General features: G+C 34.5%; 14 protein-coding genes and 1 other annotated feature. All 14 genes read right to left on the bottom strand.

Annotation, left to right across the window (positions count from 1 at the left end; genetic code table 11):
* Window positions 1–241 precede the first annotated feature (241 nt).
* Entirely contained in the window at window positions 242–2,308 is a 2,067-nt protein-coding gene (gene fusA, locus ABUA17_RS17205) for an elongation factor G (protein ID WP_042402308.1), read from the bottom strand.
* 77 nt (window positions 2,309–2,385) lie between these two features.
* Window positions 2,386–2,856 (bottom strand): 30S ribosomal protein S7, encoded by a 471-nt coding sequence (gene rpsG / locus ABUA17_RS17200; protein WP_005212828.1) that lies wholly within the window; start codon window positions 2,854–2,856, stop codon window positions 2,386–2,388.
* 154 nt (window positions 2,857–3,010) lie between these two features.
* Window positions 3,011–3,388 (bottom strand): 30S ribosomal protein S12, encoded by a 378-nt coding sequence (rpsL, locus tag ABUA17_RS17195; protein WP_042402301.1) that lies wholly within the window; start codon window positions 3,386–3,388, stop codon window positions 3,011–3,013.
* A 55-nt stretch (window positions 3,389–3,443) separates the two neighbouring features.
* Complete coding sequence (locus ABUA17_RS17190; protein ID WP_042402297.1) at window positions 3,444–3,683, bottom strand: ribosomal L7Ae/L30e/S12e/Gadd45 family protein; 240 nt, start codon at window positions 3,681–3,683, stop codon at window positions 3,444–3,446.
* Window positions 3,684–3,833: 150 nt separating this feature from the next.
* Complete coding sequence (gene rpoC, locus ABUA17_RS17185; RefSeq protein ID WP_042402296.1) at window positions 3,834–7,370, bottom strand: DNA-directed RNA polymerase subunit beta'; 3,537 nt, start codon at window positions 7,368–7,370, stop codon at window positions 3,834–3,836.
* Window positions 7,371–7,391: 21 nt separating this feature from the next.
* On the bottom strand, window positions 7,392–11,099 hold the full coding sequence (gene rpoB / locus ABUA17_RS17180; RefSeq protein ID WP_055277880.1) for a DNA-directed RNA polymerase subunit beta: 3,708 nt from the start codon (window positions 11,097–11,099) through the stop codon (window positions 7,392–7,394).
* Between the two features lie 330 nt (window positions 11,100–11,429).
* Window positions 11,430–11,795 (bottom strand): 50S ribosomal protein L7/L12, encoded by a 366-nt coding sequence (gene rplL / locus ABUA17_RS17175; RefSeq protein ID WP_042402292.1) that lies wholly within the window; start codon window positions 11,793–11,795, stop codon window positions 11,430–11,432.
* A gap of 33 nt (window positions 11,796–11,828) precedes the next feature.
* Window positions 11,829–12,332, bottom strand: coding sequence for a 50S ribosomal protein L10 (rplJ, locus tag ABUA17_RS17170; protein ID WP_042402315.1), 504 nt, complete (start codon window positions 12,330–12,332; stop codon window positions 11,829–11,831).
* A 36-nt stretch (window positions 12,333–12,368) separates the two neighbouring features.
* Window positions 12,369–12,500: a sequence feature (ribosomal protein L10 leader region), on the bottom strand.
* Window positions 12,501–12,545: 45 nt separating this feature from the next.
* Window positions 12,546–13,235, bottom strand: a complete 690-nt coding sequence (gene rplA, locus ABUA17_RS17165) for a 50S ribosomal protein L1 (protein ID WP_042402291.1) — start codon at window positions 13,233–13,235, stop codon at window positions 12,546–12,548.
* A 59-nt stretch (window positions 13,236–13,294) separates the two neighbouring features.
* Window positions 13,295–13,720, bottom strand: coding sequence for a 50S ribosomal protein L11 (gene rplK / locus ABUA17_RS17160; RefSeq protein WP_042402288.1), 426 nt, complete (start codon window positions 13,718–13,720; stop codon window positions 13,295–13,297).
* Between the two features lie 81 nt (window positions 13,721–13,801).
* A complete protein-coding gene (gene nusG / locus ABUA17_RS17155) occupies window positions 13,802–14,323 on the bottom strand; it encodes a transcription termination/antitermination protein NusG (RefSeq protein WP_055277881.1) in 522 nt (173 codons plus the stop codon).
* Between the two features lie 38 nt (window positions 14,324–14,361).
* Window positions 14,362–14,592 carry a preprotein translocase subunit SecE gene (secE, locus tag ABUA17_RS17150; RefSeq protein WP_042402286.1) on the bottom strand — a complete coding sequence of 77 codons (231 nt, stop codon included), beginning with the start codon at window positions 14,590–14,592 and terminating at the stop codon, window positions 14,362–14,364.
* 50 nt (window positions 14,593–14,642) lie between these two features.
* The gene (gene rpmG / locus ABUA17_RS17145; RefSeq protein WP_042402281.1) at window positions 14,643–14,792 is read right to left on the bottom strand and encodes a 50S ribosomal protein L33; all 150 of its coding nucleotides are present in this window, start codon (window positions 14,790–14,792) and stop codon (window positions 14,643–14,645) included.
* 174 nt (window positions 14,793–14,966) lie between these two features.
* A partial coding sequence (locus ABUA17_RS17140) for an EF-Tu C-terminal domain-related protein (protein WP_476580457.1) occupies window positions 14,967–15,050 on the bottom strand: 84 nt, incomplete at its 5' end.

Genomic DNA, 15,050 nt, shown 5'->3' with positions numbered 1-15,050 from the left:
CTTACCGTGGTCTACGTGACCGATTGTTCCGATATTTACGTGTGGTTTACTTCTTTCGAACTTTTGCTTTGCCATTTTGAAAATCCTCCTTTATGGAAACCATATTATGTGAACTTTAAATTTACATTAAAATTCAATAATTGTTTTTTATTATAAATTTAAATTATTTTTTATATATATTAACTTCTGCAACACTACCCATAAATATATTATGGATAATGTTACAAAAAATTATTACAAATTATTTTGCTCTTTTACCAGCAACTTCTTCTTGAATGCTCTTTGGTACTTCTTCATAGTGATCGAATACCATTGAGTAGTTACCTCTACCTTGAGATCTAGATCTTAAAGCTGTAGCATATCCAAACATTTCAGCTAGTGGCACGTATGCTCTTATAACTTGAGCTCCGTTAACTGCTTCCATACCTTCCATTCTACCTCTTCTTGAGTTGATATCGCCGATAACATCTCCCATGTACTCTTCTGGTACAGTTACTTCAACCTTCATCATTGGTTCAAGTAATACTGGGCTTGCTTTTTGCATAGCGTTCTTGAATGCCATAGAACCAGCAATCTTGAATGCCATTTCTGATGAATCGACTTCGTGGTAAGAACCGTGTACTAACTTAACTTTGAAGTTAATAACTTCGTATCCAGCTATTATACCGTTCTTAGCAGCTTCTTGGATACCAGCGTCGATAGCAGGAATATATTCTCTTGGAATAGCTCCCCCAACGATAGCATTTTCAAAGCTGTATTCACCATCAGTTGGTTCCATTTCAATTACAGCATGACCGTATTGACCCTTACCACCTGATTGCTTAGCGTACTTAGCTTCAGCTTTAACAGCTGATCTGATAGTTTCTTTGTACGCAACTTGAGGAGCTCCAACGTTACATTCAACCTTGAATTCTCTTTGTAATCTATCAACGATGATATCTAAGTGTAATTCACCCATACCAGCGATGATTGTTTGACCAGTTTCTTGATCAGTCCAAGTTTTGAAAGTTGGATCTTCTTCAGCTAACTTAGATAAAGCTAATCCCATCTTTTCTTGACCAGCTTTTGTCTTTGGCTCGATAGCTACAGAAATAACTGGTTCTGGGAATTCCATTGATTCAAGTATGATTGGTGCGTTTTCATCACATAAAGTATCACCAGTAGTAGTGTTCTTTAATCCGATGATTGCTCCTAATTCACCTGCTTCTAATGACTCAACTTCTTCTCTAGTGTTAGAGTGCATTTTAACAAGTCTTCCGATTCTTTCTTTCTTACCCTTAGTTGAGTTAAGAACATATGAACCACTGTTCATTATACCTGAGTATATTCTTGTGAATGCAAGCTTTCCAACGAATGGGTCAGTAGCAATCTTGAATGCTAAAGCTGACATTGGAGCTTCATCTGAAGCTTCTCTTGAATCTTCTTCACCTTCTAAAGTTTGACCTTGGATTGCAGGAATGTCTAATGGTGATGGTAAGTAAGCAACAACACCGTTGATCATTTCTTGAACCCCTTTGTTTTTGTATGAAGAACCACAGATACATGGAACTATTTCATTAGCTATAGTAGCTTTTCTTAAAGCAGCGTGTAACTCTTCTTCAGTTAATTCTTCACCTTCAAGGTATTTTTCCATTAACGCTTCATCAGTTTCAGCGATTGCTTCAATCATAGCCATTCTGTATTCTTCAGCTTGATCAGCTAATTCTGCAGGAATTTCTTCAATTCTTACATCTTTACCTAAATCATCATAAGTGATGATAGCGTGATTAGATATTAAGTCTATCATACCTTTGAAATCAGCTTCAGCACCTACTGGTATTTGTATTGGAACTGCATTAGCTTTTAATCTATCTCTAACAGTGTTAACACATCTGAAGAAATCAGCTCCTGTAGCATCCATCTTATTAACATAAATCATTCTTGGAACACCGTACTTATCTGCCTGTCTCCAAACAGTTTCAGTTTGTGGTTCAACCCCACTCTTAGCGTCTAGAACTGTAACAGCTCCATCAAGAACTCTTAATGATCTTTCAACTTCAACTGTAAAATCTACGTGTCCTGGAGTATCGATGATGTTTAATTCATGACCTTCCCAGAAACAAGTTGTTGCTGCAGAAGTAATTGTTATACCTCTTTCTTGTTCTTGAACCATCCAGTCCATTGTAGCAGCACCTTCATGAACTTCTCCTATTTTGTGGCTCTTTCCTGTATAGAATAATATACGCTCAGTTGTTGTTGTTTTACCAGCATCAATGTGAGCCATTATTCCGAAGTTACGGAATTTCTCTAATGGATATTTTCTAGCCATTTTATGTCCTCCTCTCAATGAGTAATTTTATATTCGACAAAACTGTTTTGGCATAAGCCAAAACAGTTTTTGTAATATTAGTATCTGTAGTGAGCGAATGCTTTGTTTGCTTCTGCCATTTTGTGAGTATCTTCTCTCTTCTTAACAGCAGCTCCAGTATTGTTAGCTGCATCTAATAATTCTCCAGCTAATCTTTGAGCCATAACTTTTTCGCCTCTTTTTCTAGCAGCAGCTAAAATCCATCTGATACCTAAAGTTTGTCTTCTCTCAGGTCTAACTTCGATTGGAACTTGGTAGTTAGCACCACCTATTCTTCTAGCTTTAACTTCTAATAAAGGCATAACATTGTTCATAGCTTCTTCGAATACTTCTAAAGCATCTTTGCCTGTTTTTTGCGCCATAATTTCAAACGCTTCGTAGCAAATCTTTTGTGCTACTCCTTTTTTACCATCTTCCATTACGTTGTTTATTAACTTAGTAACAACTTTTGAGTTGTACATTGGATCTGGTAATACATCTCTTTTTGCGATAAATCCTTTTCTTGGCACTTTTCTTCCCTCCTTAACAATTTTAAATTTAATTCATAGGTACTCGGTAAGTAAACTTACCGTAAAGTGCTTCGCTTCTTACATCTATATAAACTTATGTAAAATTTCTAGTCTATGTAAATGCCGAAGATAAGCACTGTCTTAGTTTAGAAAACTATTTTGCTTTTGGCTTCTTAGCACCGTATTTTGATCTTCCTTGTAATCTGTTAGCTACTCCAGCACAGTCAAGTGCTCCTCTTACGATATGGTATCTAACACCAGGAAGGTCCTTAACTCTACCACCTCTTATAAGAACAACGCTGTGCTCTTGTAAGTTGTGACCTACACCACCGATGTAAGCAGTTACTTCGAATCCATTTGTAAGTCTTACTCTCGCAATTTTTCTTAACGCTGAGTTAGGCTTCTTTGGAGTAGTAGTTTTAACAACTGTACAAACTCCTCTTCTTTGTGGACACTCGTTTAGTGCTGGTGCTGTTGATTTATTAACAACAGTCTTTCTACCTTTTCTTACTAATTGGCTTATAGTTGGCATTTCTTCACCTCCTGAAATTTATTTATCTATATAAAATAAGATAAACACTAATTTATTATTCTAGGGTCAATATCGCTGATGAATTAACATCAATCCCGCCTATCTTCCCAAGTTCTTTCATTGTAGATACTTCTACAATCTCAATGTTTTTCTCTTTTGCAAGTTGAATTATTGGAGATATCAACTTAGCATTTGCATCTTTAGCTACATATAAAACTTTTCCCTCGTTGTTTTTAATCAATTTAGTACACTGTTTTATTCCAATAACCTTTTTTACTACAATTCTGTCTAACATGAATCCCCCTCCTTAATTAAAGATCATAGAGGCATGCTATACAGGATGCCTCCATAAATCATGTAGACAATCATACTGTAGTGTAGCTTTAAATCACACAATTGGTATTTTATCATTTAAGCATACACATGTCAATAAAATTGCATTGTATTATTCTATTGTATCAATATTATCTTCTTCTAATTCTTCTGTTGGTACATCTAGCTTAACAGATCTATATCTCATCATACCAGTACCAGCTGGAATTAACTTACCTATAATAACATTTTCTTTCAATCCTATTAATGGATCTATTTTTCCTTTTATTGCTGCTTCTGTAAGTACTCTAGTTGTTTCTTGGAATGAAGCTGCTGATAAGAAACTATCAGTTGCAAGGGCAGCTTTTGTTATACCTAATAAAGCCATTTCTCCCTTAGCTTCTTCTCCACCAAACTCTCTTACTCTAGCATTTTCTTCTTCAAAATCAAACATATCTATCATAGTACCTGGTAATAAATCTGTATCTCCTGAATCAGAAACTTTTACTTTTCTTGTCATTTGTCTAACAACTACTTCTAAGTGCTTATCGTTGATATCAACCCCTTGTAGTCTATAAACCTTTTGAACTTCTGAAAGTAAATATCTTCTAGCTCCTTCAACACCTTTAATATTCATAATATCATGTGGGTTAACTGAACCTTCTGTAATTTCATCTCCGGCTTCAATAACATCATTATCAGATACTCTTAATCTTGAACCAAATGGAATGTCATAGCTACGTTCTTCACCGTCAGCAGCCATTACAAACACAGTTTTCTTCTTCTTAGTTTCTTCTACTCTTACAGTACCTGCAATTTCAGAAACTATTGCAAGACCCTTAGGTTTTCTAGCTTCAAATAATTCTTCAACTCTAGGAAGACCTTGAGTGATATCCGCACCAGTAGCAACCCCACCAGTATGGAATGTTCTCATTGTAAGCTGAGTACCAGGTTCACCGATTGATTGAGCTGCAATTATACCAACAGCTTCTCCTATATTGATCTTTTGAGCTGTAGCCATGTTCATACCATAACACTTAGCACAAACACCTACTTTACAGTTACAAGTAAATACAGATCTTATTTTAACCTTCTTAACTCCTGCTGCTGTAATTCTATCAGCCATATGAGATTCAATATATTGATCTTTTCCTAATAATAATTCACCGCTTTCTGGATCATAAACATCCTCTGCAGTATATCTTCCATATAATCTTTCTGCTAATCCTTCGATTACTTCGTTACCTTCTTTGATTTCAGATACGATTAATCCTCTATCAGTACCACAATCTTCTTCTCTTACGATAACGTCTTGTGATACGTCAACAAGTCTTCTTGTTAAGTAACCTGAATCGGCAGTCTTAAGTGCTGTATCGGCATTACCCTTTCTAGCACCGTGTGTTGATATGAAGTATTCTAATACGTCAAGACCTTCTCTGAATGAAGCCTTGATTGGTAATTCGATAATCTTACCTGATGGAGCGGCCATAAGTCCTCTCATACCAGCTAATTGTTTTATCTGAGCCTTAGATCCTCTGGCTCCTGAATCAGCCATCATGAATATTGGGTTGAATTTATCCAAGCTATCCATTAATGCATTGGCAACATCTTCTGTTGTCTTACTCCATTTTTCAATAACTTTTTCATATCTTTCATCTTCAGATATGAAACCTCTCTTATACATCTTTTCTACTTTTTCAACTGTTTCTTCAGCTTCCTTAAGTAGTTCATACTTAGCTTCAGGTACTATCATATCTGATGCAGCAACTGTTACAGCTCCGATAGATGAGTAATGGTATCCTAATGCTTTTATTTTATCTAACATTATAGATGTATTAGTAGGTCCGTGTTTAATGTAACACTTATCTATTAATTTTCCTAAAGTTTTCTTAGTGATTAAGAAATCAACTTCAAGATCAAATTCTGTTTCTGGATTTGTTCTATCTACATATCCTAAATCTTGAGGAATAGATTCATTGAATATAATCTTACCTACAGTAGTCTTAATTATTCCTGATTTTTCTACTCCATCTACTACTTTATGCATTCTTACATTAATTGCAGCATGAACAGCAATTTCGCCTACATTATAAGCCATTATTGCTTCATCTACATTTGCAAAATACATTCCTTCGCCCTTAGCGTTTTCTTTATCCATAGTTAAGTAATATGAACCTAGAACCATATCTTGTGTAGGAACACAAACTGGTTTACCATCTGAAGGTTTCATTATGTTTCCTGCTGCAAGCATTAAGAATCTAGCTTCTGCTTGAGCTTCAACTGATAATGGAACGTGAACCGCCATTTGGTCTCCATCGAAGTCAGCATTATACGCTGTACATACTAATGGGTGAAGTTTTATTGCTCTACCTTCAACTAATACAGGTTGGAAGGCTTGAATTCCTAGTCTATGTAGAGTAGGCGCTCTGTTAAGTAAAACTGGATGATCTGTGATAACTTCTTCAAGTATATCCCATACTTGTTCGTTAACTCTTTCAACCATTCTCTTAGCACTCTTTATGTTATGAGCTACTCCATCTTCAACTAATTTTTTCATTACGAAAGGCTTAAATAATTCTAATGCCATTTCTTTTGGTAAACCACATTGGTACATCTTTAATTCTGGTCCAACAACGATAACTGATCTACCAGAATAGTCAACTCTCTTACCAAGTAAGTTTTGTCTAAATCTACCTTGCTTACCTTTTAACATATCAGATAATGATTTTAAAGGTCTATTACCTGGTCCAGTAACTGGTCTTCCTCTTCTACCATTATCAATTAGAGCATCAACTGCTTCTTGAAGCATTCTTTTTTCATTTCTAACAATTATATCTGGAGCTCCTAAATCTAAAAGCTTCTTTAATCTGTTATTTCTATTGATTACTCTTCTATATAAATCATTTAAGTCAGATGTAGCGAATCTTCCTCCATCTAATTGAACCATAGGTCTTAAATCAGGTGGAATTACAGGAATTACATTTATAACCATCCATCTTGGATCATTTCCTGATTTTCTAAAAGATTCTACAACTTCTAATCTTCTTATAATTCTAACTTTCTTTTGACCACTACTAGTCTTTAATTCTTCTTTTAATTCTCTAGAAGTTGTTTCTAAGTCTATTTCTCCAAGGATTTCTTGAACTGCTTCAGCACCCATTCCAGCTACGAAGCTTTCTTCACCAAACTTATCCACAGCTTCTCTATATTCTTTTTCACTTAAAAGTTGTTTCTTTAAAAGTGAAGTTTCTTTAGGGTCAATAACCACATATGAAGCAAAGTATAAAACTTTTTCTAAAGCTCTTGGTGACATATCTAAAAGTAATCCCATTCTTGAAGGAATTCCTTTAAAGTACCAAATGTGAGATACTGGGGCAGCTAACTCAATGTGCCCCATTCTTTCTCTTCTTACTTTAGCTTTTGTAACTTCAACTCCACATCTGTCACAAACAATTCCCTTATATCTAACTCTCTTATATTTACCACAATGACATTCCCAGTCTTTCATAGGTCCAAATATTCTTTCACAGAATAGACCATCTCTTTCTGGTTTTAAAGTTCTATAATTAATTGTTTCTGGCTTCTTAACTTCACCTCTAGACCATTCTCTAATTTGGCTTGGAGAAGCTAAGCCGATTTGTATTGCATCAAAATTGTTCAATTCAAACAAGGGTATATCCTCCCTTCAATTTTAGTGTTCGTCATTAACGAAATCATCTAATTCTAATTCTTCTTCATGAAAACCTTCTAAAGTAAATGATTCATAATCAATATCTTCATCGATTTCTTCATCATTAGTTGTATAACTATCGTCTCCTGCCACTTGTTCTGTAACAAGTTCTTCAGTTCCTTCGATATTTACTTCTAATTCCTCTGAATCATCATCAGAGAATTCTTTTAATTTAACTTCTTCGTTATCTTCGTTTAATACTTTAACATCTAAGCATAAAGCTTGAAGTTCTTTAATAAGAACCTTGAATGATTCTGGAACTCCTGGTTCAGGGATATTTTCACCCTTAACTATAGCTTCATAAGTCTTAACTCTTCCTACAACGTCATCTGACTTAACTGTTAAGATTTCTTGTAATGTATGAGCTGCACCGTATGCTTCTAGTGCCCAAACTTCCATTTCCCCAAATCTTTGACCACCAAATTGAGCTTTACCTCCAAGTGGTTGTTGAGTAACTAGTGAGTATGGACCTGTAGATCTAGCATGGATCTTATCATCAACTAAGTGAGCAAGCTTTAAGATATACATTATACCAACTGTAACTTCATTATCAAATGGTTCTCCAGTTCTTCCATCATATAATACAGTCTTTCCGTTTGCGTTGTATCCTGCTTTTTCTAAGCAATCTTCTATATTCTTTTCTGTTGCACCATCAAATACAGGTGTTGCAATGTGCCATCCTAATGCACTTGCAGCCCAACCTAAGTGAACTTCTAATACCTGACCGATATTCATACGTGATGGAACCCCTAGTGGATTTAAACAAATTTGTAGTGGTCTACCATCTGGTAAGAATGGCATATCTTCTTCTGGTAAAACTCTAGAAATAACCCCTTTGTTACCATGACGACCGGCCATCTTATCTCCAACAGATATTTTTCTCTTTTGAGCTATATAACATCTTACAAGTTCGTTAACACCTGGATTTAAGTCATCACCGTTTTCTCTTGTAAATACTTTTACGTCAACGATAATACCAGCTTCTCCATGTGGTACTCTTAATGAAGTATCTCTAACTTCTCTTGCTTTTTCTCCAAATATAGCTCTTAATAATCTTTCCTCAGCTGTTAATTCAGTTTCTCCCTTAGGTGTAACTTTACCTACAAGTACATCTCCTGATCTAACTTCAGCACCGATTCTGATTATTCCTCTTTCATCTATATCTTTAAGAGCATCTTCACTAACATTAGGAATATCTCTTGTTATTTCTTCTGGTCCTAGCTTAGTATCTCTAGCTTCACATTCATATTCTTCAATATGGATAGAAGTAAATACATCTTCTCTTACTAATTCTTCAGAGATAAGCATAGCATCCTCATAGTTGTAACCTTCCCAAGTAATGAATCCCATTCTGATATTCTTTCCTAATGCGATTTCTCCTAGGTCAGTTGCTGGACCATCAGCTAATACTTGGTTCTTAAATACAATTTCACCCTTATCTACTAAAGGTCTTTGATTTATACAAGTACCTGGGTTACTTCTCTTGAATTTAAGTAATTTGTATGTGTCTATTCCTCCATCAAGATCTCTCTTAACTCTGATTTCAGATGAACTAACATATACAACTGTACCTGAGTTTTTAGCTTTAGGTAATACTCCTGAATCTGCTGCTGCTCTATATTCAATTCCTGTACCTACTATTGGAGCTTGAGGCTTTAATAGTGGAACTGCTTGACGTTGCATGTTCGCTCCCATAAGTGCTCTTGATGCGTCGTCATTTTCAAGGAAAGGTATCATTGCAGTAGCAACTGAAACTATTTGTCTTGGTGAAACGTCAATTAAATCTACGTCTTTAGCATTAACTTGTAAAATATCATGCTTATGTCTAACAGTAACTCTACTGTCAACGAATCTTCCATCTTCACCTATAGGTTCTTTAGCTTGTGCAATTAAGTATAAATCTTCTTCATCAGCAGTAAAGTATCTGATTTCATCTGTAACTATTCCAGTTTCTTTATCAACAATTCTATATGGAGTTTCAATGAATCCATATTCATTAACTTTAGCATATGTTGCTAATGAGTTGATTAACCCTATATTTGGTCCTTCTGGAGTTTCTATAGGACACATTCTACCATAATGTGAATGGTGAACGTCTCTTACTTCGAAACCAGCTCTTTCTCTTGAAAGACCTCCTGGTCCTAAAGCAGATAATCTTCTCTTATGTGTTAATTCTGATAATGGATTAGTTTGATCCATGAATTGTGATAATTGAGAGCTACCAAAGAATTCTTTTATCGCAGCAGCTACTGGTCTAATGTTTATTAACATTTGAGGAGTAATTGCTTCTTGATCTTGAATAGTCATTCTTTCTTTAACTACTCTTTCCATTCTTGATAAACCAATTCTGAATTGGTTTTGTAATAACTCACCAACAGATCTTAATCTTCTATTACCTAAATGGTCTATATCATCAGTATATCCAACTCCATAAGCTAATCCTAATTCATAACTTATAGTTGCAAATATATCATCTCTTATAATATGTTTAGGTATTAATCTAGTTATGTTCTTTTTGATTTCTTCTTTGATAGATTGTTCATCATCATAATTGTCAAGAATTTCCATTAAAGTAGGGTAATGGACAGCTTCTCTTATGTTTAAATCACTTACATCAAATGATACAACTTTTTCTAAATCAACAAAGTGGTTACCTATTACTCTTAACACTTTATCTTCTACTAAAATGTCAACAGAGTTAATTCCTGCACTTTGAATGTTAGAAGCCATTGTTCTGCTTATTTTTTCTCCTTGTTCAACCATTATTTCTCCAGTTGAAGGATTTATTATATCAGCAGCTGCAATTTGATTAATTAATCTAAGATTAATAGCTAATTTCTTATTAAATTTGTATCTACCTACTCTTGATAAATCATATCTTTTAGCATCAAAGAATAAAGAGTCAATTAATGAAACCGCACTATCAACTGTAGGTGGTTCACCTGGTCTTAATCTCTTATAGATTTCAAGTAAAGCTTCCTCTTTAGTCTTAGTGTTGTCTTTTTCAATAGTCGCTTTGAATCTTTCTTCTTCACCAAAATAATCTAAAAGCTCTTGGTCACTTCCATAACCCATAGCTCTAGCTAATATTGTAATTGGTAGTTTTCTTGTCTTGTCAATTCTAACATAAATAACATCATTAGAATCTGTTTCGTATTCTAACCACGCACCTCTGTTAGGAATAACAGTTGATGAAAATAATTTTTTACCACTTTTATCAACAGTATTACTATAGTATACACCTGGAGATCTAACTAATTGGCTTACGATAACTCTCTCAGCCCCATTAATTATAAAAGTACCTTGTTCAGTCATTAGTGGGAAGTCTCCCATAAACACTTCTTGTTCTTTTATTTCTCCTGTTTCATTGTTTGTCAGTCTTACTGACACCTTCAATGGTGCTGCATAAGTACAATCTCTTTCCTTACACTCCTCCACTGAATACTTAATATTATCCATATCAAGTTTGTAATCTACAAACTCTAGTACAAGATTTCCTGTGAAATTTGAAATAGGATTAACATCGTCAAAAACTTCTAATAATCCTTCTCTCAAAAACCACTCATAAGAATCTAATTGTACCTCGATTAAGTTTGGCATTTCGGTTACATCTTTAACCTTAGCAAAGCTCATTCTAGTTCTTTTTCCGACTTGGACAGGATGTACCATGAATTTTCACCCCTTGTTTAAAGTAAAATAACCAAAAGCATAATTTCCCTAAGGACATATACTTTCGGAGAGCATCACGTTATAGTATAACCATTTTTATACTTGATTATACTCATTTTCGCAAGAATATATAATTATCCATAATGAATAGTACATTTTATGATAGTAACATACCCTATTTTTTTTGTCAACACTTTTGTATATTATTTACACTCCATTAATATAATAGTATTCTCAAAAAAATATTTCTCATTCTAAATTTTCAATTTTTTCATGATTTGGGCATTAAAAAAGGTGCTATAAAGCACCTTTTTATATTAAGTTAAGAAATTACTTAACTTCTACTTCAGCTCCAACTTCAGCTAATTTAGCTTTCATGTCTTCAGCTTCTTCTTTAGAAACAGCTTCTTTTAATGTCTTAGGAGCTCCGTCAACTATTTCTTTAGCTTCCTTTAATCCTAATCCAGTTATTTCTCTAACAACTTTGATAACTTTGATCTTGTTTGCACCAGCATTTGATAATACTACGTCAAACTCAGTCTTTTCTTCAGCTGCAGCACCTGCAACAGCTCCACCAGCAACAGCAACTGGAGCAGCAGCGCTAACACCAAACTCCTCTTCGCAAGCAGTTACTAATTCGTTTAATTCTAAAACAGTCATTTCTTTTATAGCTTGAATGATTTCTTCTCTTGTCATTTTAATTGCACCTCCAAAATTTTTATCAGTTTATTATTCAGCTGACTCTGATTCTTTTTTTTCTTTAATTGCATTTAATAAGTATGCAAGGTTTGATAATGGAGCTTTGAAGCTTCCAAGAAGTTTTGCAATAAGAACTTCTTTTGATGGGATTGTTGCAAGTTTTTCAACTCCAGCCTTGTCATAAACAATACCGTCAACAACACCTGCTTTTAATTCTAACTTCTTATGATCTTTAGCAAAATCATTTAATACTCTTGCAGGAGCAGTAGCATCTTCGTAACCGAAAGCTATTGAAACTGGTCCTTCTAAGTATTGAACTAAATCACCTAAACCTAATTCGTTAGCAGCTAATGTTACTAATGTGTTTTTGTAAACTTTATATTCAACACCAGCTTCTCTTAAGCTCTTTCTTAACATTGTATCTTCTTCAACTGTTAAACCTTGGTAACTAGCTAATGCTACACCTTGAGCTTTTTCTAACTTTTCTTTAATCTCAGCTACTTTAGCTTCTTTGATTTGTCTGTTCTTCTTTATCACTGTGTGTCCACCTCCTCACAGTTATTAACTGTAATATATATTAAGAAAGGTCTTCCCATAGACACAGGAAGACCAAATAAATAATCACTTATCTAGTTATCCTAGGCAGGCGATTACTTTAAACCTTACGGCACCTACTGTCTACGGAAACAGTATTCTCTTTTTTCACAACGAAATTTATTATACTATGTTAATTTCACTATGTCAATATTAATCTAAAACTTTTGTTGGATTAATCTTAGCTCCAGGTCCCATTGTGCTTGAAACTGATACAGATTTAACGTATTGTCCCTTAGCAGCAGCTGGTTTAGCCTTAACTAATGCATCCATTAAAGCGTGGAAGTTTTCTTGTAACTTTTCAACACCAAATGATTTCTTTCCGATTGGGCAGTGAACGATAGCAGTTTTATCAACTCTATATTCAACCTTACCTGCTTTGATATCAGCTATAGCTTTAGCTACATCAAATGTTACTGTTCCTGATTTTGGGTTTGGCATTAATCCCTTAGGTCCTAATACTCTACCTAATCTACCAACTACACCCATCATATCTGGAGTAGCAACTACTACATCGTAGTCAAACCAGTTTTCACCTTGGATCTTTTGAACTAATTCTTCAGCTCCAACGAAATCTGCTCCAGCTTCTTGTGCTTCTGTAGCTTTTGCACCTTTAGCAAATACTAATACTTTAACGCTTTTACCAGTTCCGTTTGGAAGAACAACAGCTCCTCTAACTTGTTGGTCAGCGTGTCTTGGGTCTACCCCTAATCTAACGTGTAATTCGATAGTTTCATCGAATTTAGCTTTTGCAGTTTTTACAGCTAAATCTAAAGCTTCAGCTGGTGTATATAAAACGTTCTTATCAACTAATTTTGAACTTTCAATATATTTCTTTCCCATTGTTATGCCTCCTTCGTGGTTTTAGCGGTTTTTACCTCCCACTTAATAAAAAATCAGAATTACTCTGCGATTGTAACACCCATACTTCTAGCAGTACCTTCGATCATGCTCATTGCAGTTTCGATTGTAGCAGCATTTAAGTCTGGCATTTTTAATTCAGCGATCTTTCTAACTTGATCCTTTGTTAATGTTCCAACTTTTGTTCTGTTAGGAACTCCTGAACCGCTTTCTAATCCTAATTCTTTCTTAATTAGAACTGCAGCTGGAGGAGTCTTTAAGATAAAACTAAAAGATCTATCTTGGTATACTGTTATAACAACTGGTATTATTAATCCAGCTTGATTAGCAGTCTTTGCGTTAAACTCCTTACAGAATCCCATAATGTTTACACCGTGTTGTCCTAATGCTGGACCTACTGGTGGTGCTGGTGTTGCCTTACCTGCAGGAAGTTGTAATTTAATCATTCCTGTTACTTTCTTAGCCATTTACTATTCCTCCTATACTGTGGTAATACGGACTTTTTGTCCTCCCACTTAATTAAAAACATTAGTTTTATATTTTTAATACTAAACTAATTTCTCAACTTGGTTAAAATCTAGTTCAGCTAACGTTTCTCTGCCGAACATATCTATTAAAGCTTTTATCTTGTGTTTTTCAACACTTATCTCTTGAATTATCGCTACGAATTCTCTTAGCGGTCCTGAGATAACTCTTACACTTTCTCCTACTTCTAAGTCTATATCTATAGGCATTTCTACAACACCCATTGATTCAACTTCTTCATCAGTAAGAGGTACTGGTTTAGAACCTGGGCCAACAAATCCTGTTACACCTCTAGTATTTCTAACCACATACCATGACTCATCAGTCATAAGCATTTTTATTAACACATATCCTGGGAACTTTTTCTTTAAAGAAACCTTTTGTTTACCATCTCTTTCTTCGATAACTTCTTCCATAGGAACTTGTATATCAAGAAGTAGATTTTCAAGATTTCTATTTTCTACGGTCTTTTCAATATTTGCTTTAACCTTATTTTCGTAACCTGAATATGTGTGTACTACATACCATCTAGCTCTTTCACTCATATTTACTATAGATGAGAAACTCACCTAAACCTCCTTTATTATAGTTTAAAAATCAATTTAAAGAGGTTTGTAAAAATATAATCTAACCCGCCAACTAATATTATATATATTAGTACGACTACGCCTACTGCAATTAACGCTTTTTTTGTGTCATCTTTAGAAGGCCAAGTTATTCTTTTAACCTCTGCCTTAAGTTCTCTAAAAAACTTAGAAAGCCCTCTTTTTTCAGAAGTTTTAGTATTAATATTTACATTTTCTTTAATAGCCATTACTTCACATCCTTAACTATTGCGAGTACGTGTCATTACTCTAAAGCGAACTATTTAGTTTCTTTGTGTTGTGTGTGTTTTTTACAGAATCTGCAATATTTATTCATTTCCATTCTGTCTGGGTTGTTTTTCTTATTTTTCATTGTGTTGTAATTTCTTTGCTTACACTCTGTGCATGCTAATGTTACTTTTACTCTCACAGTCTGCACCTCCAGTTTATCCAAATAATTATATAAGTATATATGATATTGTGTTACCTAATTCGTTAATTACTTAAACACTCTATCATAAAAGCGATATTATGTCAATAATATTAGCTTGGTAAAGGACTAGGTAAACTAACCCAGCCCTTTATATATGAAGTAATTAATCTACTATTCTATTATAGAAGTAACAACTCCTGAACCTACAGTTCTTCCACCTTCTCTGATAGCGAATCTTAAACCTTCATCCATAGC

The sequence above is a fragment of the Clostridium sp. RTP31139st1_H3_RTP31139_211217 genome, from assembly GCF_040227035.1.
GTDB lineage: Bacteria > Bacillota > Clostridia > Clostridiales > Clostridiaceae > Clostridium > Clostridium saudiense.
Note: the sequence above shows the minus strand (reverse complement) of the source record. Positions and strands in the feature narration are given on the sequence as shown.

What these genes read in the sequence shown, in the direction of transcription:
- fusA (WP_042402308.1), bottom strand. Translation starts at nt 2,308, where the DNA reads ATGGCTAGAAAATATCCATTAGAGAAATTCCGTAACTTCGGAATAATG.
- rpsL (WP_042402301.1), bottom strand. Translation starts at nt 3,388, where the DNA reads ATGCCAACTATAAGCCAATTAGTAAGAAAAGGTAGAAAGACTGTTGTT.
- ABUA17_RS17190 (WP_042402297.1), bottom strand. Translation starts at nt 3,683, where the DNA reads ATGTTAGACAGAATTGTAGTAAAAAAGGTTATTGGAATAAAACAGTGT.
- rpoB (WP_055277880.1), bottom strand. Translation starts at nt 11,099, where the DNA reads ATGGTACATCCTGTCCAAGTCGGAAAAAGAACTAGAATGAGCTTTGCT.
- rplL (WP_042402292.1), bottom strand. Translation starts at nt 11,795, where the DNA reads ATGACAAGAGAAGAAATCATTCAAGCTATAAAAGAAATGACTGTTTTA.
- rplA (WP_042402291.1), bottom strand. Translation starts at nt 13,235, where the DNA reads ATGGGAAAGAAATATATTGAAAGTTCAAAATTAGTTGATAAGAACGTT.
- rplK (WP_042402288.1), bottom strand. Translation starts at nt 13,720, where the DNA reads ATGGCTAAGAAAGTAACAGGAATGATTAAATTACAACTTCCTGCAGGT.
- nusG (WP_055277881.1), bottom strand. Translation starts at nt 14,323, where the DNA reads ATGAGTGAAAGAGCTAGATGGTATGTAGTACACACATATTCAGGTTAC.
- secE (WP_042402286.1), bottom strand. Translation starts at nt 14,592, where the DNA reads ATGGCTATTAAAGAAAATGTAAATATTAATACTAAAACTTCTGAAAAA.